Genomic DNA, 22,352 nt, shown 5'->3' on the forward strand with positions numbered 1-22,352 from the left:
CAACGGCTCCTTAGGCCGCCTTCGCCTTGGTCGCGTACATGTCCACGTACTCCTGCCCGGACAGCCGCATGACCTCGGTCATCACCGAGTCGGTCACCGCCCGCAGCACGTAGCGGTCCCGGTCCATCCCCTCGTACCGGGAGAACTCCAGCGCCTCACCGAAGCGAACGGTCACCCGGCACGGCCGCGGGATCCCGGCCCCGCCCGGCTGGATGCGGTCCGTCCCGATCATCGCGAAGGGGACCACCGGCGCACCGGTCATCAGCGTCAGCCGCGCGATCCCGGTGCGCCCCCGGTACAGCCGCCCGTCGGGCGAGCGCGTCCCCTCGGGGTAGATGCCGAACACCTTGCCCTCGTCCAGGATCCGCCGCCCGGTCATCAGCGCGGCGACGCCGCCCTTGCCGCCGTCGCGGTCGACGGGGATCATGCCGACCCCGGTGAAGAACCAGGCCATCAGACGGCCCTTGAGGCCCTTGCCGGTGACGTACTCGTCCTTGCCGATGAAGAACACCTGACGGTCGCAGACCAGGGGCAGGATCATCGAGTCGATGAACGTCAGGTGGTTGCCGGCCAGGATGACCGGCCCGTCGCCGGGAATGTTCTCCACGCCCTCGACCCGTGGGCGGAACATCAGGCGCATGACCGGTCCGAGCACTGCCTTGATGAGCGCGAAGCGGGACAACGGGTCCTCCGACGTCAAGGGATTGCGGTATGACTCTGTGCAGGTGAGGACGATACTCGCGGTGCCCGGGGTGACGCACATCGGGTACCCGGGGGTTCACCGAGGCCTTACGAACTATTGACGCGGTCTTGCCTTCACCACCGTCGAGGAAACGCCACGTCACACGGTCCGTCACATGGCTGGAACGACACGCACCGTCACCCGTCCGTTCCACCCGGCGCTTCCCTTGCGTCATGTCCACGCCCCTACGATCGGCGCGCACCGACCCGAGCCGACGGCAGGAGGCCCCATGGCAGCACAGGAGTCGAACGAGCAGGCAGCGGCCAGGACCGGACGGCGGGCCCTGCTGGGCGCGGCCGTCCTCGGCACCGGGGGAGCGGTCCTCGGACTGCCCGGGACGGCGCGGGCGGCCGGGGCCCGGCACGGCGGAGGGATGAAGAACCTTCCGGTACCGACGATCATCGGCCATCGCGGCGCCAGCGGGTACCGTCCCGAACACACCTTCGGCTCCTATGAACTGGCTCTCGACCTGGGCGCCGACATCGTCGAGGCGGGCGACCTGGTGCCCACCAGGGACGGGCACCTCGTCTGCCGTCACGAACCGGAGATCGGCGGCACCACGGACGTGGCCGACCATCCCGAGTTCGCCGACCGCAGGACGACGAAGACACTCGACGGGACCTCCGTCACCGGCTGGTTCACCGAGGACTTCACGCTCGCCGAGCTCAAGACGCTGCGCGCGGTCGAGCGCATCCCGGCCAACCGCCCCCACAACACCCTCTACGACGGCCGCTGGGAGATCCCCACCTTCGAGGAGGTCCTCAGGTGGCAGGACGAGCAGACCCGCAAGCGCGGCAGGCAGGTCTGGATCTACCCCGAGACCAAGCACCCCACCTACTTCCGCCGGCTCGGCCTCGGCCTGGAGGAGCGGGTCGCCAAGCTGCTGCGCAGGCACCGCAAGGACCGGCGTGACTCCCCGGTCATCGTGCAGTCCTTCGAACCCAGCAGCATCCAGCGCCTGAACAGGCTGGTCGACAACCCGCTCGTGGTGCTGCTGTCCGGCCCCGCCTCCCGCCCCTGGGACTTCGTCGAGGCGGGCGACCCGCGCACCGTCGCCGACCTGGTCACCCGCAGGGGCCTGCGCGAGATCGCCTCCTACGCCCAGGGCATCGGCCCCACGCTCGACCTGGTCATCCCCAAGGACGCGGACGGCCGCCTCACCGAGCCGACCACCCTGGTGCGGGACGCCCACGCGGTCGGCCTGGTCCTGCACCCCTGGACGATGCGCAACGAGAACCCGTTCCTGCCCGCGGACTTCCGCGAGGGCACCGCCCCGGACGCCTACGGCGATGTCTTCGGCGCCTACCGCACCTACTTCGCCACCGGCATCGACGGCGTCTTCACCGACCAGCCCGACACCGGCCTGCTGGCCCGCGAGGAGCACCGGCGCGCCTGACGCCCCCCATTGGGGTGACGCCGGCCCGCCCGGGCAACCCGCGGCCCGGGCGCCGGCGTCGTGCCCGGTGTGACTCCCACCCCACCCCCCACCGCACCTGCCCACGCCCTGCTGGCCGACCTCACCCCCCTGCTCGCCGCCGAGGCCGGCGCCGAGGCCCACGCGACGGGGACCGAGCCCGGCGATCTGGAACAGGCGGTCTGGCTCCGCTTCCTGGAACGGCTCGCCGTCGACGGGCCGCCGCTGGACCTCCCCCGCTGGCTGCGCCGGACCGTGCGCGCCGAGTCCCGCCGCACCCGCCGTACGGCCCGCCGCGAACACCCGAGCGCCATCGACCCGGCCGACGACCGCGGGCGCGACCCCGAGCACCTGGTTCTCTCGGCCGCCGGCCGCCGTGCCCTGCGCGAGGCGGTGCGCCGGCTGCCCGGCCGCTGCCCCCGGCTGATCGAGGCACTGCTCTCGCCGAGAGACCTCACCTACCGGGAGATCGCGGGGGAGTTGGGTATCTCACAGGGCTCTCTGGGGCCGGAACGTTCCAGATGTCTGGGATGTCTGCGTCGTCTGCTCACACCGGAGGTTGCGGCGGGCGGAGCGCGGGGATAGGAGTGAGGTACAACAGGTGATCAGGTGAGCGGGAGGCATGCACACATGGGCATGAGCGTGACCATCTCGGCAGCGACCGACCGGGACGCCGAGCAGATCTTCAGGCTGCAGTACCTGTGCTTCCAGAGCGAGGCCGCGCTGTACGGCAACTACCGCATCGACCCGCTCGTCCAGACCCTGGACTCGGTCCGCGAGGAACTCGCCACCGACTGCGTCTTCGTGGCCCGGCTGGGCGACGAGGTGGTCGGCTCGGTCCGCGGCAAGGTCACCGAGGACGGTGCCGCCGCCATCGGCAAGCTCTGCGTCCACCCCCGCCTCCAGGGCCACGGCATCGGCGCCCGCCTGCTGCGCGCCGCCGAGTCGGCCCTCGTCGAGGAGCGCGGCGCCAAGAAGTTCCGCCTCCACACCGGCCACCGCAGCGAGGGCAACCTCCGTCTCTACCGCCGCGTGGGGTACGAGACCGTCGGCACGGCCGAGGGCGCCGACGGCGTACGGATGATCGTCCTGGAGAAGCAGGCGGGGGCTTTCGCGGCGACGGCCTGACGAGCTCTCACCGGGGGCGCGGGACGCCGTGCGGGCGACCACGACGCGCGGCACCGGCGCCCCCGCAGGTCGCTTCAGGCCCCCTGCCGCTCCCGCGCCCTGCGCAGCCAGTACAGGGCGGAGACCGGCAGCAGCACCGGGATGAACACGTACCCCATGCCGTACTTCGACCACACGGTCGCGTCGGGGAACGCCGACGGATCCACGACGGTCCACGTACCGACGATCAGCACCCCGGCCAGCTCGGCCGCACAGCACAGCGAGGCCACCCGGCGTGCCGTCTCCCCGCCGCGCACCAAGGTGTAGGTGATGAACCCGTACACCACACCCGCCACCGCCGACAGCGAGTACGCGAGCGGCGCCCGGTCGAACTCGGTGGCGATCTGGTACACCGAGCGCGACACGGCTCCGACGACCATCACCCCGTAGAGCCACACCAGCAGCATCCCCGGCCCGCTGATCAGCCGTCGCCGCGCCGGCCGCTCCCGCGTCGCCGTCACCTCAGCCTCCCCAGATGTCATAGAGGCGGACCTCCAGCACGGCCAGCACCACTCCGGACGCGGCGACCGTCACCGACCCCCACCGCGTCCGCTCGGCCAGCGACATGAAGCCGGCCGCCGGCACGCACGCCACGGCGCCCAGCAGGTACGCCACGAAGATCGTCGTGCCCTGCCCCGGCTTCTCGCCCCGCGCCAGCAGCACGATCCCGGCCACCAGCTGCACCAGCGCCAGCACCGAGACCACGGCCATCCCGGCGAAGTGCCAGTCCTTCGTCGGCTGGTCGCGGTAGGCCGCCCAGCCGCACCACGCGGCGAGGATCAGCGCGGCGACACCGGTCACCAGCGTCAGGGCATCGAACATGCAGCGACCCTATTACGGCGCGGCGGACACCCCGCGCCCGGGCCGGTCGCCGTGGCGTCGGCCACAGTCCGGCGTCGTCCGCGAGACGGTCCCGCCCCGCCGGCCGACCGCTTGTCGGCCTTGTCGGCACTGGGCGCGGACGTCGCAATCGCGCTCTGCGTCCCACCCTGCCCCTGTCCATGACCGTCCAGTATGCGGACAACGCGTGCCGGGTCAGGACCGTACGTCTGCTTTACTGCTCGCATGACCACGACGAGCCACCGCATCTGCGCGACCGGGGCGACCATGCCGCCCGGTGCTCGTTGTCTGTGTCCCCCGTGCCGAATGCGCGCCTTCTAGAGGGCCCCCGCACCATCCCAGCTCGCGCCCCGAAGCGAGCGCCGCGGCGCTCCCGTACGCCCTGAGCCGTACGGCCCGTCCGCCCCGCACACTCTCCCCCCGGTTCGGCACGCCGGGGAAACGTGTCGCGTCCCGACCGTATGCACCCGTGCGCCCGGGCACACCCACGCCCGCGCACTCGACAGTGACGGAAACCCAGTGATCACCACATCGGGCCTGACCAAGATCTACCGGGCTCACCGCGGCCGCGGCCCCGAGGTCGTCGCCCTCGACGGCGTCGACCTGCACGTCCGGAAGGGCGAGGTGTACGGCGTCATCGGCCAGTCCGGCGCCGGCAAGTCCTCGCTGATCCGCTGCGTGAACCTGCTCGAACGCCCCACCTCCGGCACGGTCACCGTCGCCGGCCAGGACCTCACCGCCCTGGCCGGGCGCGGCCCGCGGGCCGGCAGGGAACTGCGGCGGGCGCGCAGCCGGATCGGCATGGTCTTCCAGCACTTCAACCTGCTGTCCTCGCGAACCGTGCAGGACAACGTCGAACTCCCCCTGGAAATCCTCGGCAAGTCGAGGAGGGAACGTTCCGCCAAGGCGCTGGAGCTCCTCGACCTGGTCGGCCTCGCCGACAAGGCCCGGGCCTACCCGGCCCAGTTGTCCGGCGGCCAGAAGCAGCGCGTCGGTATCGCCCGGGCCCTCGCCGGCGACCCCGAGGTGCTCCTGTCCGACGAGGCCACCAGCGCCCTCGACCCGGACACCACCCGCCAGATCCTCCAGCTGCTGCGCGACCTGAATCGGCAGCTCGGTCTCACCGTCCTGCTCATCACCCACGAGATGGACGTCGTGAAATCGGTCTGCGACTCGGCCGCGCTGATGGAGAAGGGCCGCGTCGTCGAGTCCGGGACGGTCGGCGAACTGCTCGCCACCCCCGGCTCACGGCTCGCCTCGGCGCTCTTCCCCGTCGGCGGCGAGGCCACCGGCGCCGACCGCACCGTCGTGGACGTCACCTTCCACGGCGAGGCGGCGACCCAGCCGGTCGTCTCCCGGCTCTCGCGCACCTACAACATCGACATATCGATCCTCGGAGCCGCCGTCGACACCGTCGGCGGCCTCCAGATAGGCCGGATGCGCCTCGCGCTGCCCGGCCGCTACGAGGACAACGTCGTCCCCATCGGCTTCCTGCGCGAGCAGGGCCTGCAGATCGACATCCCCGGCCGTGAGGCGGCCCCGCTGACGGAAGGCGCCCGACTGTGACCTGGTCCGAGATGCAGCCCCTGCTCGGCGAGGCGTGCGGGGACACCCTCTACATGGTCGGCTGGGCCACGCTCGTCGCCGTCGTCGGCGGCCTCCCGCTCGGCATCCTGCTGGTCCTCACCGACAAGGGCGGACTGCTGCAGAACGCCGTCGCCAACAAGGTGACCGGGCAGATCGTGAACGTCGCCCGCTCCCTGCCGTTCATCATCCTGATGGTCGCACTGATGTCCTTCACCCGCTGGGTCACCGGTACCACCATCGGCCGGGACGCCGCGATCGTCCCGCTGGCCGTGGGGGCCGTCCCGTTCTTCGCCCGGCTGGTCGAGACGGCCGTCCGCGAAGTGGACGGCGGGCTGGTCGAGGCGGTGCAGTCGATGGGCGGCAACACCTGGACGGTGGTGCGCAAGGTCCTCGTTCCCGAGGCCCTGCCCTCCCTCGTCTCCGCCACCACGACCACGGTCGTCGCGCTCATCGGCTACTCGGCGATGGCCGGCACGGTCGGCGCCGGCGGCCTCGGCGACATCGCCATCCGCTACGGCTACCAGCGCTTCGAGACCGGCCTGATGTGGATCACCGTCGCGATCCTCGCCGTCGCCATCTCCGCCATCCAGTTCGCCGGCGACTACGCGGCCCGCTCCCTGCACCGGCGCGGCGGCGGTTTCCGGCCCGCACCGGGCCACCTCCCGCTCAAGGCCGCCACGCCGGGCGAGCCGGCCGAGCCCGCACCCGGCAAGGCCGTCTGAGCCCACCCCGGCAAGGCCGCCCCCCAGAACTCCCCGTCCACCCACGACGGGGCCGCACCACCCAAGGAAAGGCACTTTTCGTGCGTAACACCGCCAAGATCACCACCGCCGTCCTCGCCGGAGCCCTCACCTTCGGGCTCACCGCCTGCGGCTCCGGCTCCGACGCCGCCGCCGACGACACGCTGACCGTCGCCGCCACCCCCACCCCCCAGGGCGAGATCCTCACCTACGTCAAGGACAACCTGGCGAAGAAGGCGGGCCTCGAGCTGGAGGTGAAGGAGTTCACCGACTACGTCACCCCCAACACCGCCGTGCAGCAGGGCGAGGTGGACGCCAACTACTTCCAGCACCAGCCCTACCTGGACGACTTCAACCAGAAGAACGGCACCGACATCGTGGCCGTGCCCGGCGCCACCGTGCACCTGGAGCCGCTCGGCGTCTACTCCAAGACGCTCAAGAAGCTCACGGACCTCGAACAGGGCGCCACGGTCGCCCTGCCGAACGACACCACCAACGAGGCCCGGGCGCTGAAACTGCTGGAGGCGCGCGGCCTGATCCGGCTGAAGTCCGGCGTCGGCTACGCCGCCACCCCCAAGGACGTCACCGCCAACCCCAAGGGCCTGAAGTTCGAGGAACTGGAGGCGGCCCTGCTGCCGCGCTCGCTCGGCGACGTCGACGCCGCGGTGATCAACGGCAACTACGCCCTGGAGGCCGACCTCAGCCCCGCGAGGAACGCCCTCGCCGCCGAGTCCCCCGAGGGCAACCCCTACGGCAACTTCCTCGCCGTCAAGAAGGGCCACGAGAACGACGAGGCCGTCCGGAAGCTGGCCGAACTCCTCACCTCCCCCGAGGTGAAGAAGTTCATCCAGGACAAGTACGACGGTGCGGTCGTCGCGGCCTTCTGACCCGGTGTCACCCCACCTGGGGTCCGCTCGTTCACAACGGGCGGACCCCGTGGTGCGGTTCAGTGCTTTCATGCTGCATGCTGGGCAGTTCAGCAGGCCCTGAAGGCTTTCCGAAGGTTACGGAGCGGCGCATGACGAGCACCTTCCCCACCATCTCCATCAGCACGGAGCGGTTGGTGCTGCGTCCCCTCGACGAGGACGACGTGCCCGCGCTGGCCGCGATGATGAACGACGAACAGGTCGGTGCCTGGACCGGCGCGCCCCAGCCGTTCACCGAGGAAACGGCCCGCGACTGGATCACCGACCGGGCGCCCACCGAACGCACCGCCGGCCGCGGCCTGCACCTCGCCGTCACCGAGTTCCTGACCCAGCGTCTGGTCGGGCTCATCCAACTGGGCCGCACCGACTGGCACGTCCGCTCCACCGAGCTGTCGTACATCGTCGCCCCCTGGGCCCGCGGCGAGGGCTACGCCTGCGAAGCCGCCCTCGCCACCGCTCAGTGGCTGTTCACCGACCAGAAGCTCGAACGGATCGAGCTGCGCACCGCGGCCGACAACACCGCCTCCCAGCAGGTCGCCCAGAAGATCGGCTGCATCAGCGAGGGCGTGCTGCGCAACGCCTGCATAGCCCGGGTCAGAGCCGAGAACGGCACCTGGAGCGAGGTGCGCACCGACTACATCGTGTGGAGCCTGCTCCCGGAGGACCTGGAGGGCACGGCCGAGCAGCTCGCCGAGAGCGGCGGGTACGCCTCCTACACCGACTGGAACTGACCTTCGGGTCAGGTCCCGGGCCGCCGCGCCCCGCCCGCCCGGCCGGGGTACCCTCACCAAGCCCGCCCCGACGACCCGCGCGACATCCCTGGAGACTGACGACGATGGCCGACCGCGTCACGGTGATCGGCTGGGACGGCTCACCGCTGACCGCCGCGGCACGCTCCGCCCTCGGCGCCGCCACCCTGGTGGCCGGTGCCGCCCACCACCTGGCACTGCCCGAGGTGCCCGCCGCCGCCGAACGCATCCGGCTCGGCAGTGTCGCCCTCGCCGCCCGGCGCGTCGCCGCCCACCGCGGCACCGCCGTCGTCCTCGCCGACGGCGACCCCGGCTTCTTCGGCGTCGTACGGACTCTGCGCGCCCCCGAGTTCGGCCTGGAGGTCGAGGTCGTCCCCGCCGTGTCCTCGGTGGCCGCCGCGTTCGCCCGCGCCGGGATGCCCTGGGACGACGCCCAGGTGGTCGTCGCCCACCGCCGCACGCTGCGCCGCGCGGTGAACGTGTGCCGCGCCCACCCCAAGGTGGCCGTCCTCACCTCCCCGGGCGCCGGCCCCGCCGAACTCGGACTGCTGCTCGAAGGCGTCCACCGCACCTTCGTCGTCTGCGAGGAACTCGGCACCACCCGCGAACAGGTCAGCGTCGTCACCTCCGACAAGGCCGCCGACCACACCTGGCGCGACCCCAACGTCGTCATCGTCATCGGCGGCCCCGTCACCTCCCGCGACGGCGGCGAGTGGATCGCCGGCCGCGACCCGGCCGCCGGACCGCGCGGCTGGACCCTGCCCGACCACACCTACGGCGGTGGCCTCGGCGAGGGCGAGACCGAGCGGCTGCGCGCCGCCCAACTCGCCCGCCTCGGCCCACGCGTCGGCGACCTCGTCTGGGACATCGGCTGCGGCAGCGGCGCGTTCGCCGCCGAGGCCGCGCGGGCCGGCGCCGCCGTGCTCGCCGTCGACCGTGACCCGGCAGCCTGCTCCCGCACCGACGCCGCCGCCCGCCACCTCGGCGTGCAGCTCCAGGTCGTCCACGGCACCGCCCCGCACGTGCTGGAGAACCTGCCCGAACCGGATGTCGTCCGGGTCGGCGGTGGCGGAGCGGCCGTCGTCTCCGCGGTCGCCGACCGCCGCCCGCAGCGCATCGTCACCCACGCCATGTCCCGCGACGCCGCCGAACGCGTCGGCCGCGATCTGGACGAGCGCGGCTACCGCGTGGAGTGCGCCCTGCTGCAGTCCGTCGAACTCGACACGCGGGCCTGGACGGAGACGGAGCGGAGCGTCGCGTTCCTGCTCAGCGGGGTTCTGCCGGATCGCGCCCCGTGATCCTGTTGTCGTATCGCGCGCGGTAGGCTGGCCGATCGTCGTACCGCTTTCGGGCACCCGGCACCTCGTCGGTCAATGTCCGGAAAACACATCTGTTTTGGGGGGTGTGTGGTACGGCAGAACCGGAGGACGCGCAACGTGGCGCAGTCCACAGCGGAGCGTCGCGGATCATGCTGTCGCGACGGCGGAACGGCCGCGACAATGCCACTGAATGGCTTTGTCGTCTTTTACGGCGGGTCGTTCGTGCCGCTGGGCACGGACGCTCGTTCTTCACTACGGGGCGGTCGGTGCGCCGTTCCGGGCGAGCTGGTCGTAGAAGCACTAACCGATGGGCGAGGGGTACGCATGACCGACACCGGCCAGGTTCCGGGCGAGGGGCTGCCGGAGAACGCAGGCGCGGTGGAGCAGCCGGGTGTCCAGGCGCCCGGTGCGTACGCCTACCTCTCCGAGACCACCTCCGAGGACGAGGACCTGCTGTTGCCCGGCTCCGGCGGCGCCTGGGGCAACGAGGTGCCACCGCCGGCCCCCGAGCCGGTCGTCGAGGCCGTGCACCGGCCCGTCCACGAGCCCGGCCCGCACGAGATGTCCGGGCGCGACAGCGGCTCCGTCGACCTCAGCGCCGTCCGGCTGCCCGGACCGGCCTCCGCCACCCCGCCCACGGCCCCGACCGTGCCGATCCCGCCGACCACGCCGCGCCGCCCGCGGCACCTCGGCCCGCCGATCCCCAACGCCTCCGCGAGCCCCGTGCGCTCCCTCGCCGACCGCGGCCCCGCCGACGTGCCGGTACGCCAGCCGGGCAGTCCGGCGGCCGGTACCGAGTACCTCGACGTCCCCGGCGGCGCGCCCTGGGGCCCCCAGGCCACGGCGGTTCCCGGGGCGGTCGCTCCGGGACAGGCCGCTCCCGTGGGGACGGCTGCCGAAACGGTTGACCCGGGCGCACCGCGCCCCGAGCCGGCCGGCGCCGCCCAGGCCCTGGTGGCCCGTGTCGCCACCGAGGCCGTCGCCGCGACCGCTCCCCGGGGTGAGGTTCCCCCGACGACCGCCACCGCTCCTCCGGCCGAGGGAACCGCGGAGGCCGCCGAGACCGTGGGCGAGGAGCCCGGGACCGGCGCCGAGGAGGCGCCGGCTCAGGGAGGCGGGCGGAGCGCGGAAGGCGCGCCGCCGTCCGGGGCCGCCGCCGTGCCGGGCGAGGAGCCGGCTCAGGCCGGGGACGTGCCGACGGCCACCGTCGCCGTGCCGGGTGAGCCGGCCGGACAGGTCGCGGACGGGGTGCCGGAGTCCGGTACCGCCGCCGTTCCGGCAGAGGGGCCCGCGCAGGCCGGGGAGCAGGCGCCGGAGCCGGGCGTCCCCGCCGCCGGCGCTCCCGGCCGGCCGGTCGCCGAGACCGCGCAGCCGAGCGGACCGGCCGGGGCGGCGGGTACCGCACCGGAACCGACAGACGTTCCCGGCCAGGCCGACGCGGCCTCGCCGGGCGAGCAGGGTCAGGAACGGGGCGGTGCGGGCACTGCCCAGCCCGGGGCGGTCGCGACGGACGCCGCGGTTCCCGCCGAGGGCGCACCGGCCGCTGTCGCCGAGCGGCCTCCTGCCGCGGACCCGGCCCCCGCCGAGCGGTCGGCCGCCGCCGACCAGGCGCTCGCCGACCAAGCTCCCCAGGCTGAGACCGGGGACTCGGACCGGGCCGCCGGGGTGGTCGCGGCCGAGAACGCGCAGGGCGCCGACGGCCTTTCGACCGAGGCTCCGCAGGCGGATGCGCCGGGGGCGGGACAGGACTCGCAGGCCGCCCCGACGGTTCAGGACGCTCAGGGCGCGCAGAGCGCTCAGGTCACCGAGTCGATGACGGCTGACGGCTCGCCGGACGGACAGCCTGGCACGCCGGACGGACAGGCCGGCTCGGCACTCGCGCCGGCCGGTGACGCCCAGGAGGCGGCGACGGAGGGCGCGCCGGCCGGTGACGCGCCGATGGCGCAGGCCGCTGCGGCGGACGCTGTCGAGCCCCCGCAGGCGGTCGCCGGGGCGGCCACGCCCGGCGGTGAACCGGCCACCCAGGGCGGCGAGGAGGCCGCTGCCGTGCAGGCAGTGCCCGCCGAGGACGCACAGGCTCCGCGTGACGCGGGCCCCGACGGGTCGCCGGCGCCCGAGGCTGACGCGGCTTCCGCACCCGGGGACACCGCTGCCGAAGCGGCCGGGGCCCAGCTGACCGGGGCCGCGCAGGCCCCTGGCGCAGCGACACCCGAGGCGGCGCCGGTCCCCGCGGCTGCGGCATCCGAGGCCGCGCCGGTCCCCGAGACCGCGACATCCGAGGCGGCGCCCGCCGCGCCGGTGACCGCCGACGCCCACGCCACCGACCCGGCGGCGGCCACCCCGCCTGCCTCCGTGCCGTCCGACGCGGCCGTCGAGCCACCCCCCGCGGCGGCTGCCGAGCCCGAAGCCCCCGCCGCCGGAACCGCCGAGGGCGAGGTGGCCGGCACGCCGGGAGTCGCACCAGCCGTTTCCGGCGCCCCCGACGATGCCGGCGCTCGGCCCGCCACCGCAGCCGAGCCCGCTGACGCGCCTGCCGCTCCCGCCCACCCCGAAGCCCCGGTGGCCGGGGAGGGTGTCCCGGCAGGCGGGACCGACGTACCCGTGTCCGCCCCCGCTGCCGTTCCCGCCGCTGAGGGAGGAGCGATGGCCGACGCCGCCCAGGCCGAGCCGGCCGGCGCACCGGAAGCCGCCGTCGGCGCAGCCGGGGCCGCGGCTGCCGCCGATGCTGTCCGGGCCGAAGCCCCGGGCGCTCCCGACGCCACCGCCGGCGCCGACACCGCGAGCGGGGCCGCTGACACCGGTCAGGCCGAGGTGACCGGCGCGCCGGAAGCCACCGCTGCCGTTCCGACCGCTGCCGTTCCGACCGCCGAGGCCACCGCGCCCACCGCCACCGGCCCCACGGACGCAACGGCGCCGCCCACCGCGTCGACCGCATCGACCGCGAACGCCGGCCAGAGCCCCCAGGCCATGCAGTCCCCCGGGGACACGCAGAACGCCCGGCACCCCGAGGGTGCCCCCGCCGACCAGGGAACCGCGCCCGGCGCCCCCCGGCCCGGCGACGCCGCCGACCCGCCCGCGGCCGACGCCGCGGAACCCGGCGTGGTCGCGTCCGCGCCGGCCGACGACACCGTCGTAGCCACCGACCCCCTGCCGGACGCCGCCCCTCCGCAGCCGCACCCGGCAGCGGTGGACGTGGCGGAGCCGGCTGCCGACCGGACCACGGACCCGGCGCCCCCCACCCCGGACACCGTGTCCGCCCCGGCACCCGCCGCCCCGCCGCGGACGGCCGCCGAGCCGCAGCACCCCCAGGGGCGGCACGCGGCCCCAGCACATCAGGCGGTCCCCGTACCCCACCCGGCGGCGCCCACCGCTCCCGCCGACGCCGGCGAGCCGCCCGCCCAGCCTCCGACGGGCCCCGTGTACCTGCCCGCCGACGGCGCGCCCCAGGGCGTTGCGGTGTCCGGGGGACCGGCGGACGGCCACCCGGACCAGTCGCTCGGCCGGTTCGTCCCCGTCGAGGGCACGGTGCCCACCACCCCGCACCTCGCCCCGGCGACGCCCGGGCCGGTGGCCGGTCTCACGGACGTCCCGCAGGCGCCGCACGCGGCCACCGCCCCGGTCCCCGCCCCCCGCGGCGGCGAAGCGGCCTCCGCCCCGGCGACCCCGGAAGCGGAGCCCGACCCCGAGATCGCACAGAGTCCGGACGACCTGGAGACCAGGGCCGCGGACCAGGAGGAAGAGAGCAGGGCCGCCGTGGAAGAAGTCCGGGAGTCCACCGGCCCCGCCGCACCCGCCTACGACGAGGCCGAGCGCGCCGCCGTACTGAAGGTCATGCGCGAGCGGCGGGACATCCGCAACGGCTTCCGCAGCGACCCGATCCCCCACGAGGTGCTGCTCAGGGTTCTCGAAGCGGCCCACACGGCACCGTCCGTCGGCCACTCCCAGCCGTGGGACTTCGTCGTCATCCGGTCCGCCGACACCCGCCGCACCATGCACGAACTGGCGATGCGCCAGCGCGAGGCGTACGCCAAGTCGCTGCCCAAGGGCCGGGCCAAGCAGTTCAAGGAACTGAAGATCGAGGCCATCCTCGACACCCCGGTGAACATCGTCGTCACCGCCGATCCCACCCGGGGCGGCCGCCACACTCTCGGCCGCCACACCCAGCCGCAGATGGCCCCGTACTCCGCCGCCCTCGCGGTGGAGAACCTGTGGCTCGCGGCCCGCGCCGAGGGGCTCGGCGTCGGCTGGGTCAGCTTCTTCGACGAGCGGGAGATGGTCCGCTGCCTCGGCCTGCCCGAGCACCTGGAGGTCATCGCCTACCTGTGCGTCGGGTACGTCGACGAGTTCCCGGACGAGCCCGAGCTGCTGCAGGCGGGCTGGTCCAAGCGCCGCCCGCTGTCCTGGGTCGTCCACGAGGAGACGTACGGCCGCCGCGCCCTGCCCGGCGAGGAACCGCACGACCTGCTCGCCGAGACCGTGGCCCAGATCCGCCCGCTGGACGCCAAGGCGCTCGGCGAGGCCTGGGAGCGGCAGAAGCGCATGACCAAGCCGGCCGGCGCGCTCGGCATGCTGGAGATCATCTCCGCCCAGCTGTCCGGCCTGTCGAGGCAGTGCCCGCCGCCGATCCCGGAGCCCGCCGCCGTCGCGATCTTCGCCGGCGACCACGGTGTGCACGCCCAGGGCGTCACCCCCTGGCCGCAGGAGGTCACCGCCCAGATGGTGGCCAACTTCCTCGGCGGAGGAGCGGTCTGCAACGCCTTCGCCCACCAGGTGGGGGCCGAGGTCTGCATCGTGGACGTCGGTGTCGCCGCCGACCTGCCCGCCACCCCCGGCCTGCTGCCGCGCAAGGTGCGCGCCGGGACGTCCGACATGACCACCGGCCCCGCGATGACCCGCGAGGAGTGCCGGCAGGCCATCGAAGTGGGCATCGAGACGGCCCGCGACCTCGTCGCGGCCGGCAACAAGGCGCTGCTCACCGGCGAGATGGGCATCGCCAACACCACCGCCTCGGCCGCCCTGATCTCCGTCTACACCGGCGCCGACCCCTCCGAGGTCACCGGCCGCGGCACCGGCATCAACGACGAGACGCTCGCCCGCAAGACCGAGGTGGTGCGCCGGGCGCTGGAGCTCCACCAGCCGGACCCGGCCGACCCGATCGGTGTCCTATCGGCGATCGGCGGTCTCGAACACGCCGCGATGGTCGGCCTGCTGCTGGGCGGCGCCTCCCTGCGCACCCCGGTGATCCTGGACGGGGTCAGCGCCGGCGCCGCCGCCCTGGTGGCCCGGGCCATCGCCCCCGAGGTCCTCGCCGCGTGCATCGCCGGCCACCGCAGCGCCGAGCCCGGCCATGTGGCCGCCCTCAACAAGCTGGGCCTGCGCCCGCTCGTCGACCTCGACCTGCGCCTCGGCGAGGGCACGGGCGCGCTGCTCGCCCTGCCGCTGGTGCAGAGCACCGCCAGGGCGATGCACGAGGTGGCGACGTTCGACTCGGCGGGCGTCACCGAGAAGTAGGCACCCGCGCCCGGGTGGTCCGGTGCCCAGCTTCCGGACCACCCGTGCCGTCCGCCCTGTCCACAGCTAAAATCCGCACGTCAGGGCCGCTCCGAAGGTGCAGCGCGCCCCCGTCCCTCAGCTGCACGAGGAGTCGCGCCCCATGGCCGAACACCCCGCCTACCCCGTAGGCCTCCGCCTCACCGGACGCAGGGTCGTCGTGCTCGGCGGCGGCCAGGTCGCCCAGCGCCGGCTGCCGGCCCTGATCGCGGCGGGCGCCGACGTGGTGCTCGTCTCGCCCGAGGCCACCCCGTCCGTGGAGGCGATGGCGGACGCCGGGGAGATCACCTGGGAGCGGCGCCGGTACGCCGAGGGCGACCTCGCCGGCGCCTGGTACGCGCTGATCGCCACCAGCGACCCGGAGGCCAACACCACGGCCTCCGCCGAGGCGGAACGGCACCGCGTGTGGTGCGTCCGCTCCGACGACGCCGACGCGGCCACCGCCTGGACCCCGGCCACCGGACACAGCGAGGGCGTCACGGTCGCCGTGCTCACCACGCACGCCCGCGGCCGCGACCCCCGCCACACCGCGGCGGTCCGTGACGCGGTCGTCGAGGGCCTGCGCGACGGAACCCTGGTCGCCCCCCACCACCGCACCCGCACCCCGGGCGTCGCCCTGGTCGGCGGCGGTCCCGGCGACCCGGACCTGATCACGGTGCGCGGACGCCGCCTGCTCGCCGAGGCGGACGTCGTCATCGCCGACCGTCTCGGCCCGCGCGACCTGCTGGCCGAACTGCCGCCGCACGTCGAGGTGATCGACGCGGCGAAGATCCCGTACGGCCGCTACATGGCCCAGGAGGCCATCAACAACGCGCTGATCGAGCACGCCCAGCAGGGCAAGTCGGTGGTCCGCCTCAAGGGCGGCGACCCGTACGTCTTCGGCCGGGGCATGGAGGAGTTGCAGGCCCTCGCCGAGGCCGGCATCCCCTGCACGGTGGTGCCCGGCATCTCCAGCTCGATCTCCGTGCCCGGCGCGGCCGGCATCCCGGTCACCCACCGCGGGGTGGCCCACGAGTTCACCGTGGTCAGCGGCCATGTGGCCCCCGACGACGAGCGCTCTCTGGTCGACTGGGCCGCCCTGGCCCGCCTCACCGGCACCCTGGTGGTCCTCATGGGCGTCGACAAGATAGGGAAGATCGCCGCGACGCTGGTCGCCCACGGGAAGTCCCCGGACACCCCGGTCGCGCTGGTCCAGGAGGGCACCACGGCCGCCCAGCGCCGCGTGGACGCGACCCTGGCCACGGTCGCCGAGACGGTCGTCGCCCAGGACGTGAAACCCCCGGCGGTGATCGTCATCGGCGCGGTCGTCGGCGTGGGGCCGGACCGGGCCGCATGACCGCCGCACGACCTCGACGTAACCGCTGGTAACAGAACGCGTGCCGGGCCGTTGGCACCGCACCCAGGACAAGGCAGTATCACCCTGTGGCCGATCTCATCACCGTTGACGACCCCGACGACCCGCGCCTGCGCGACTACACCGGTCTGACCGACGTCGAGCTGCGCCGCAGACGCGAGCCGGCGGAAGGCCTGTTCATCGCGGAGGGCGAGAAGGTCATCAGACGCGCCAAGGACGCCGGGTACGAGATGCGTTCGATGCTGCTGTCAGCCAAGTGGGTCGACGTCATGCGCGACGTCATCGACGAACTCCCCGCCCCCGTCTACGCGGTCAGCCCGGACCTCGCCGAACGCGTCACCGGGTACCACGTCCACCGCGGTGCCCTCGCCTCCATGCAGCGCAAACCCCTGCCCACGGCCGCCGAACTCCTCGGCTCCGCCCGCCGGGTCGTCGTCATGGAGTCGGTCAACGACCACACCAACATCGGCGCGATCTTCCGCTCCGCCGCCGCCCTCGGCATGGATGCGGTGCTGCTCTCCCCGGACTGCGCCGACCCGCTGTACCGGCGCAGCGTGAAGGTCTCGATGGGCGCGGTCTTCTCCGTCCCCTACGCCCGTCTCGACACCTGGCCCAAGGGGCTGGAGTCGGTCCGCGAGGCCGGGTTCACCCTGCTCGCCCTCACCCCCGACGAGAAGGCGCGGTCCCTCGACGAGGCGGCTCCGCACACGATGGACCGGGTCGCCCTGATGCTCGGCGCCGAGGGTGACGGCCTGTCCACCCAGGCCCTGGTCGCCGCCGACGAATGGGTCCGCATCCCGATGTCCCACGGCGTCGACTCCCTGAACGTGGGTGCCGCCGCGGCGGTCGCCTTCTACGCCGTCGCCACGGGCCGCCCGGCCCCCGGCCGGAGCCTGCCGACCTGACGGACCCGACGGCACGGGCCGGGCCCACCACCACCCCCTGGGGCCGACCGCAGCTCTCCGGCCGGGACCGACCGGGCCGCCCCGGCAGGCCCAGTACCCTGCGACGTGGCGGCCGGCCGCGCCTACCGGTGGCCCTGTCCGGCCGTCAGGGCCACCACCCCGCCGTCCGGCGCGGACGGCCGTTCCTGCCGTACGACGCCGGAGTGGCCGCCGAGCCCACGCGCGGGTCCTTGGCAGCCCTGGACGACGGCGATGCCGAGCGCGACGAGCAAGGTCACGACCACGAAGACGAACAGCCGCTGACGCAGCAGCCGGGGATTGGCGGGGCGCCGCCCGGTCCCGGTCGGCCGGGGAGTCCTGCGGTCGGCACCACCGCGGGGCGCGGGCCGACCGCCCGTACCGGGCCGGGTGTTGCGGCCGGTGGGCGTGGCCCGACCGGCGGGCGTGTTGCGGGCCGCCGGGCTGGGCCTGGGGCCGGTGCCCCGGGACGACGGGACCGAGCCACGCCCGCCGCCGCCCCGCGAAGGCACCCCGTTCCGGTCCGGCGCCCCCGAACCGCGGGAGGAGGAAACCCCGCCCCTCGGCAACGGCGTGCCCGGCCCGCCCGCCGGTCTGCGCTGCCCGTGCCGCGGGTAGCCGGTGTCGGTCAGCCGTCCCGTGGGCCGCTCGGCCTCACCGGCGCGCGGCACCGGCGGCCGGGAGTCCCCGAGCCCCTGCGCCTCGCGGGCGGCGATCTCCTTCAGCCGCAGCGACAGGTCCAGCGTGCTGGGCCGCTCCTCGGGATCCTTGGCCAGGCAGGCGCGCACCAGGGGGCCGAGTGCGTCCGGCACCCCGTGCAGCTGCGGCTCCTCGTGCACCACCCGGTACAGCATCACCTCGGAACTGCCGTGCCCGAAGGGGGAGTCGGCCATGGAGGCGTAGGCGAGTGTGGCGCCCAGCGCGAACACGTCGGTGGCCGGGGTGACCGCCGCCCCGCGCACCTGCTCGGGAGCGAGGAAGCCCGGGGAGCCGACAGCGGTCCCGACGTGCGTGAGCGTGGAGGCGCCCGTCGCCCACGCGATACCGAAGTCGATGATCCGGGGCCCCTTCGGGGACAGCAGGATGTTCGACGGCTTCAGGTCCCGGTGCACGACACCGGCCTCGTGGACGGCGACCAGCCCCTCGGACAGCGCGGCCCCGATCGCGGCGACGTCGGCCGCGCCCAGCGGGCCCTCGTCGACGACCTTGTCGTGCAGCGAGGGCCCGGGAACGTACTGGGTGGCGAACCACGGCCGTTCGGCGTCCAGGTCCGCGGCCACCAGCCGGGCGGTGCAGCCGCCCCGGATCCTGCGCGCGGCCGACACCTCGCGCGCGAACCGCGACCGGAACTCCTGGTCCTCCGCCAGATCGGGCCGGATCACCTTCAGTGCGACGCGCTGGCCCTTCTTGTCGGAGCCCAGATAGACGACTCCCATCCCGCCCGCGCCGAGCCGTCGGTGAAGCCTGAACGAGCCGACGACGCGCGGGTCCTCGCGCCTCAGGCGCATCATCGCCATGTTCATCCCCGCTGCCCGGTCCGTGTGACGTGGCACAGCTTACGTTTCCACGGCGGCTCGCGCGCAGAGGCCGCGCCCTCTCGCCCCGATCGATTGTCCGTCCCCGGCGCCGGACCTGAGGAGCGGTCAGGGCACCTGACCGCAGGCGGCCCTTGGTCCGGGCACGATCTCAACCGCCGGTCCCGCGAGGCAGGTTGAAGATCAGCGGCGGCTCTGCCCGGAGCGGGCCGTGAACCCCGCGGAAGCGGCACGGACACCCGGGGCGGCGCGCGGCGGGGCAGGCCGGCGACCGGCGGCGGCGGGGGCCACAAGCCCGCCGGAAGTGAGCGATGTCACCCGTCGACGGTCCCCGCGCCGTCGCGGCGGCGCACGCGCCGCCATCGCCGCACGCACCCTGCCCGCGCCCGGCCGACGGCGGAGGAACCGGGCAGGACGGGCACCCCCTCCGGGAAGACCCCGAGACCGGGGGCCGCGTCTCCAACCAGGGGAGTACACCGCAGGTCACGGCTCATCCTCCGGGAGGCCCGGCAATCGGTACGACGGCATGACGCCCGCCGGCCCCCGCGAGCCTAGATTTGAGGTCAAGCGGCGGGTGCAGCACTCGTCCCCCGAGGTCAGACACCCGCCGCTGCCCACCACACCGAGAGCGACAACCGAGACGGTCAGGAGAGGGACCATGGCCCGGACGGCACCGCGGACGCCGGTCCGCGAGGAGGCGGTCGAGGCGTACGACGCCGCGTTCCGCCCCCGCCGCCAGGGCCGCCGCCACCCGCTGGTGGCGACGCTGATGGCCCTTCCCCTGGCGGCCCTGCTCCTCGTCGTCTTCGACGGCTGGGAGACGGTGGCCACACAGGCGTCGTCCGTGGGCGTGATGCTGGGGCGCTGAGCGGCGACCCCAGGCCCGGAAGAGCGGTCCGGGCGGGGACATCCACCCATGAAACCCCGTGGGGACGGGGGTGCGGCGGACGGCACAGATGCCGGCGCAGCTGGGGAGCTGCGCCGGCATTGCTCTCTGCCCTGACGCCGGCCGGTGCCCGGGCCGGCATCCCGCCACCCCGGCCCCGGCCTACTGCACCACCCTCCGGCACACCGACCCTCCGCCGCACCGGACTGCATGCCCGCCCCGGTCGACGGCAGCAGCCGGAGCGGGTCGCCCGGCCTTCCTTGCCGCGCGGCACTCTCGCGGCGGCGGACTGCATGCCCGCTTCGGTCGACGGCAGCAGCCGGAGCGGGTCGCCCGGCCTTCCTCGCCTCGCGGCACTCTCGCGGCAGCGGACTGCATGCCCGCCTCGGTCGACGGGAGCAGCCGGAGCGGGTCGCCCGGCCTCTCCCGCCCCGCGGCATCCCGCGGCAGCGGACCAGACCGGCCCCGTCCCAGGCGAACGGACGGACCGGGCCGCGCATCACCCCCGTCCGCGGCCCGAGCAGTGCCGGACCTTGCCCCGCCCGCCTCGCGCCCCGTCCTTCCCACGCCCGGGGCCCGGCCGCGGCCGTCCCGCACGGGCGTCGGGCCGGCGCCCCCAGCCGCGTACCCTCTCCGAGAACCCCGCCCCTCCCAGGGAGCCTCATGCCGAACGCCCCCTTGCTCCCGGACCTGACCGCCCGCGCCCGTACCGTCGCTCACCCGTCCCGCCCGGCCGGCAGCTGCGCGTGCGGCTCCGCGACCCTCACCGACCGCCCGGACGCCACCGTCGTCCGGCACGGGGACACGGTCGCCAAGGCGCACGCCCCGGGCACGGACCCGGCTGACCTCACCGCCCGTCTCGCCGTCGCCGCGCGGCTACCCGGACTGCTCCTGCCGCCCCTCGGGCCCACCCCGGCCCCGCTCCACGGCCGCTTGGTCACCTCCTGGCCGTACGGCACACCGGTGGACCCGGACGACCCGGAGGCCGCCCCGTGGGAAGCGGCCGGAACCCTCCTCGCGCGCCTGCACCGCACCCCCGTCGCCTCCTGGGGCACCGTCCCCCCGATGCGCGGCCCCGAGAAGGCCGCCCGCGCCGTCGCGGTGCTGCGTGCCGCCGCGCTCCGCCATCCGGCCACCGGACCGGTGCTCACCGCCTGGACCACCCTCCCCGCCTGGGCCCGTGCCGAGGCCCCCGCGCCGGGCGCCCCCGCCCTGTGCCACGGCGACCTGCACCTCGGTCAGCTGGTCCGCCACCCCGCCCCCGACGGCCCCTGGCGCCTGATCGACGTGGACGACCTCGGCACCGGCGTCCCCGCCTGGGACCTCGCCCGCCCGGCCGCCTGGTACGCCTGCGGTCTCCTCCCTCCCGAGGACTGGCTCCGCTTCCTCACCGCCTACCGCGCCGCCGACGGCCCCGCCGTGCCCCCGGACGCCCCCGGCGGGCACGGCGACCCGTGGCCCGCCCTCGACGTCCCGGCCCGCGCCCTCACCGTCCAGAGCGCCGCTCGCGCCGTGACGAAGGCGGCGGCCGCCGGACGACCCCTCGACGAGGTCGAGCGGTCCCTGGTGGACGCCTGTGCCCGGATGGGAAGCCTCCCGCCGCCACTCACGGTCCCCGCGACCCCGTAGGCTGCAACCAGCCGCCGCCGGACGGAGTCTGTCCTGGCGATACGCGAAGCAGGACCGACCGGCGAGGAGTTGAGCCGAACCATGCAGTGTCCGAAGTGCCATGCGCCGATGCACACCTACAACCGCAACGGCGTCCAGATCGAGCAGTGCAGCAACTGCCGGGGGATCTTCCTCGACTACGGCGAGCTGGAGACGCTGACCCGTCTGGAGTCCCAGTGGGCCCAGCAGGCCCCGCCCCCGCCCGCCGCCCCGCAGGCGTACCCGGCGGCCCCGCCCGCACCGGCCTGGGGTGCTCCCCAGCACGGCGGCCACCACGGCGGTCACTACGGTCACAAGCGTCACAAGAGCTTCGGCCACATGCTGTTCTCCAGCTGACCTCCCCGGAGCGCGAAGAAGCCCCCGGTCACCGGACCGGGGGCTTCGTGGAGTGTGGACGATACTGGGATTGAACCAGTGACCTCTTCCGTGTCAGGGAAGCGCTCTCCCGCTGAGCTAATCGTCCTCACTGTGACCGACGGGTCACAGAGCGTGCGCGATACTGGGATTGAACCAGTGACCTCTTCCGTGTCAGGGAAGCGCTCTCCCGCTGAGCTAATCGCGCGGGTGGGATCTTCGAGAAGATCCAGGATCCGAGGACCCAGTGGACGATACTGGGATTGAACCAGTGACCTCTTCCGTGTCAGGGAAGCGCTCTCCCGCTGAGCTAATCGTCCTTGGAGGTGGAGACGGGATTTGAACCCGTGTAGACGGCTTTGCAGGCCGTTGCCTCGCCTCTCGGCCACTCCACCAGGAGTGTAAGGGATCGGGAAGACCCCTACTTCCTTCGAGCGGACGACGAGGCTCGAACTCGCGACCTCAACCTTGGCAAGGTTGCGCTCTACCAACTGAGCTACGTCCGCCTGTCGTTTCGGTCCGCTTCCGCGTCCCGGCGACGTGTTGAACTCTAGCGGATTCCCGGGCCAGCACAAAAACGCGTTTGTGCAGCGTGCTG

Annotated in this window: 18 protein-coding genes and 5 tRNA genes; 14 read left to right on the forward strand and 9 right to left on the reverse strand. The window is 74.2% G+C overall.

Going from position 1 to position 22,352, the window contains the following annotated elements; all coding sequences use genetic code 11:
- Positions 1 to 10: 10 nt before the first annotated feature.
- Positions 11 to 682 (reverse strand): lysophospholipid acyltransferase family protein, encoded by a 672-nt coding sequence (locus ACSLTV_RS10190; RefSeq protein ID WP_432134629.1) that lies wholly within the window; start codon positions 680 to 682, stop codon positions 11 to 13.
- A 289-nt stretch (positions 683 to 971) separates the two neighbouring features.
- Here ACSLTV_RS10190 and ACSLTV_RS10195 point away from each other — a divergent pair, with 289 nt between their 5' ends.
- The 3 genes from ACSLTV_RS10195 to ACSLTV_RS10205 all read left to right on the forward strand — a co-directional run bounded on the left by ACSLTV_RS10195 (position 972) and on the right by ACSLTV_RS10205 (position 3,284).
- Positions 972 to 2,138 carry a glycerophosphodiester phosphodiesterase gene (locus ACSLTV_RS10195; RefSeq protein ID WP_432134468.1) on the forward strand — a complete coding sequence of 389 codons (1,167 nt, stop codon included), beginning with the start codon at positions 972 to 974 and terminating at the stop codon, positions 2,136 to 2,138.
- A gap of 69 nt (positions 2,139 to 2,207) precedes the next feature.
- Positions 2,208 to 2,741, forward strand: coding sequence for an RNA polymerase sigma factor (locus tag ACSLTV_RS10200; protein WP_432155717.1), 534 nt, complete (start codon positions 2,208 to 2,210; stop codon positions 2,739 to 2,741).
- Positions 2,742 to 2,786: 45 nt separating this feature from the next.
- Positions 2,787 to 3,284, forward strand: coding sequence for a GNAT family N-acetyltransferase (locus tag ACSLTV_RS10205; RefSeq protein WP_432134466.1), 498 nt, complete (start codon positions 2,787 to 2,789; stop codon positions 3,282 to 3,284).
- Positions 3,285 to 3,358: 74 nt separating this feature from the next.
- Here the strand turns inward: ACSLTV_RS10205 and ACSLTV_RS10210 are convergent, their stop codons facing one another.
- Both ACSLTV_RS10210 and ACSLTV_RS10215 read right to left on the reverse strand, forming a co-directional pair.
- A complete protein-coding gene (locus ACSLTV_RS10210; RefSeq protein WP_432134465.1) occupies positions 3,359 to 3,784 on the reverse strand; it encodes a hypothetical protein in 426 nt (141 codons plus the stop codon).
- A gap of 1 nt (position 3,785) precedes the next feature.
- Positions 3,786 to 4,145, reverse strand: a complete 360-nt coding sequence (locus ACSLTV_RS10215; protein ID WP_432134464.1) for a hypothetical protein — start codon at positions 4,143 to 4,145, stop codon at positions 3,786 to 3,788.
- A gap of 537 nt (positions 4,146 to 4,682) precedes the next feature.
- Here ACSLTV_RS10215 and ACSLTV_RS10220 point away from each other — a divergent pair.
- The 8 genes from ACSLTV_RS10220 to ACSLTV_RS10255 all read left to right on the forward strand — a co-directional run bounded on the left by ACSLTV_RS10220 (position 4,683) and on the right by ACSLTV_RS10255 (position 17,293).
- Complete coding sequence (locus ACSLTV_RS10220) at positions 4,683 to 5,729, forward strand: methionine ABC transporter ATP-binding protein (RefSeq protein WP_435611998.1); 1,047 nt, start codon at positions 4,683 to 4,685, stop codon at positions 5,727 to 5,729.
- Positions 5,726 to 6,472, forward strand: a complete 747-nt coding sequence (locus tag ACSLTV_RS10225) for a methionine ABC transporter permease (protein WP_432134462.1) — start codon at positions 5,726 to 5,728, stop codon at positions 6,470 to 6,472. Before ACSLTV_RS10220 ends, ACSLTV_RS10225 begins: the two co-directional genes overlap by 4 nt.
- Before the next feature lie 80 nt (positions 6,473 to 6,552).
- Entirely contained in the window at positions 6,553 to 7,377 is an 825-nt protein-coding gene (locus ACSLTV_RS10230; RefSeq protein WP_432134461.1) for a MetQ/NlpA family ABC transporter substrate-binding protein, read from the forward strand.
- Between the two features lie 131 nt (positions 7,378 to 7,508).
- Positions 7,509 to 8,147, forward strand: a complete 639-nt coding sequence (locus ACSLTV_RS10235; protein ID WP_432134460.1) for a GNAT family N-acetyltransferase — start codon at positions 7,509 to 7,511, stop codon at positions 8,145 to 8,147.
- Positions 8,148 to 8,251: 104 nt separating this feature from the next.
- Complete coding sequence (gene cbiE / locus ACSLTV_RS10240; RefSeq protein ID WP_435611999.1) at positions 8,252 to 9,463, forward strand: precorrin-6y C5,15-methyltransferase (decarboxylating) subunit CbiE; 1,212 nt, start codon at positions 8,252 to 8,254, stop codon at positions 9,461 to 9,463.
- Positions 9,464 to 9,808: 345 nt separating this feature from the next.
- The gene (gene cobT / locus ACSLTV_RS10245; protein ID WP_435612000.1) at positions 9,809 to 14,995 is read left to right on the forward strand and encodes a nicotinate-nucleotide--dimethylbenzimidazole phosphoribosyltransferase; all 5,187 of its coding nucleotides are present in this window, start codon (positions 9,809 to 9,811) and stop codon (positions 14,993 to 14,995) included.
- A gap of 142 nt (positions 14,996 to 15,137) precedes the next feature.
- The gene (gene cobA / locus ACSLTV_RS10250; RefSeq protein WP_432155723.1) at positions 15,138 to 16,370 is read left to right on the forward strand and encodes a uroporphyrinogen-III C-methyltransferase; all 1,233 of its coding nucleotides are present in this window, start codon (positions 15,138 to 15,140) and stop codon (positions 16,368 to 16,370) included.
- An 86-nt stretch (positions 16,371 to 16,456) separates the two neighbouring features.
- A complete protein-coding gene (locus ACSLTV_RS10255; protein WP_432134456.1) occupies positions 16,457 to 17,293 on the forward strand; it encodes a TrmH family RNA methyltransferase in 837 nt (278 codons plus the stop codon).
- A gap of 122 nt (positions 17,294 to 17,415) precedes the next feature.
- Here ACSLTV_RS10255 and ACSLTV_RS10260 read toward each other — a convergent pair whose 3' ends face one another.
- Positions 17,416 to 18,834, reverse strand: coding sequence for a serine/threonine-protein kinase (locus tag ACSLTV_RS10260; protein ID WP_435612008.1), 1,419 nt, complete (start codon positions 18,832 to 18,834; stop codon positions 17,416 to 17,418).
- A 670-nt stretch (positions 18,835 to 19,504) separates the two neighbouring features.
- On the opposite strand from ACSLTV_RS10260, the gene ACSLTV_RS10265 reads away from it, so the two are divergent.
- From ACSLTV_RS10265 to ACSLTV_RS10275, 3 genes are all read left to right on the forward strand, one after another.
- Complete coding sequence (locus ACSLTV_RS10265; protein ID WP_432134455.1) at positions 19,505 to 19,714, forward strand: hypothetical protein; 210 nt, start codon at positions 19,505 to 19,507, stop codon at positions 19,712 to 19,714.
- Positions 19,715 to 20,395: 681 nt separating this feature from the next.
- Positions 20,396 to 21,361, forward strand: coding sequence for a phosphotransferase family protein (locus tag ACSLTV_RS10270; protein ID WP_435612001.1), 966 nt, complete (start codon positions 20,396 to 20,398; stop codon positions 21,359 to 21,361).
- A gap of 81 nt (positions 21,362 to 21,442) precedes the next feature.
- Positions 21,443 to 21,736, forward strand: coding sequence for a zf-TFIIB domain-containing protein (locus tag ACSLTV_RS10275; RefSeq protein WP_432134453.1), 294 nt, complete (start codon positions 21,443 to 21,445; stop codon positions 21,734 to 21,736).
- 55 nt (positions 21,737 to 21,791) lie between these two features.
- On the opposite strand, the gene ACSLTV_RS10280 is transcribed toward ACSLTV_RS10275, so the two are convergent.
- From ACSLTV_RS10280 to ACSLTV_RS10300, 5 genes are all read right to left on the reverse strand, one after another.
- Positions 21,792 to 21,863: transfer RNA gene (locus ACSLTV_RS10280), tRNA-Val, on the reverse strand.
- Positions 21,864 to 21,890: 27 nt separating this feature from the next.
- Positions 21,891 to 21,962 (reverse strand) — tRNA-Val (locus ACSLTV_RS10285).
- Positions 21,963 to 22,002: 40 nt separating this feature from the next.
- A tRNA-Val gene (locus tag ACSLTV_RS10290) sits at positions 22,003 to 22,074 on the reverse strand.
- Position 22,075: 1 nt separating this feature from the next.
- Positions 22,076 to 22,149: transfer RNA gene (locus tag ACSLTV_RS10295), tRNA-Cys, on the reverse strand.
- A 38-nt stretch (positions 22,150 to 22,187) separates the two neighbouring features.
- Positions 22,188 to 22,260 (reverse strand) — tRNA-Gly (locus ACSLTV_RS10300).
- Positions 22,261 to 22,352: the final 92 nt, after the last annotated feature.

The organism is Streptomyces sp. bgisy159 (genome assembly GCF_965341775.1).
GTDB lineage: Bacteria > Actinomycetota > Actinomycetes > Streptomycetales > Streptomycetaceae > Streptomyces.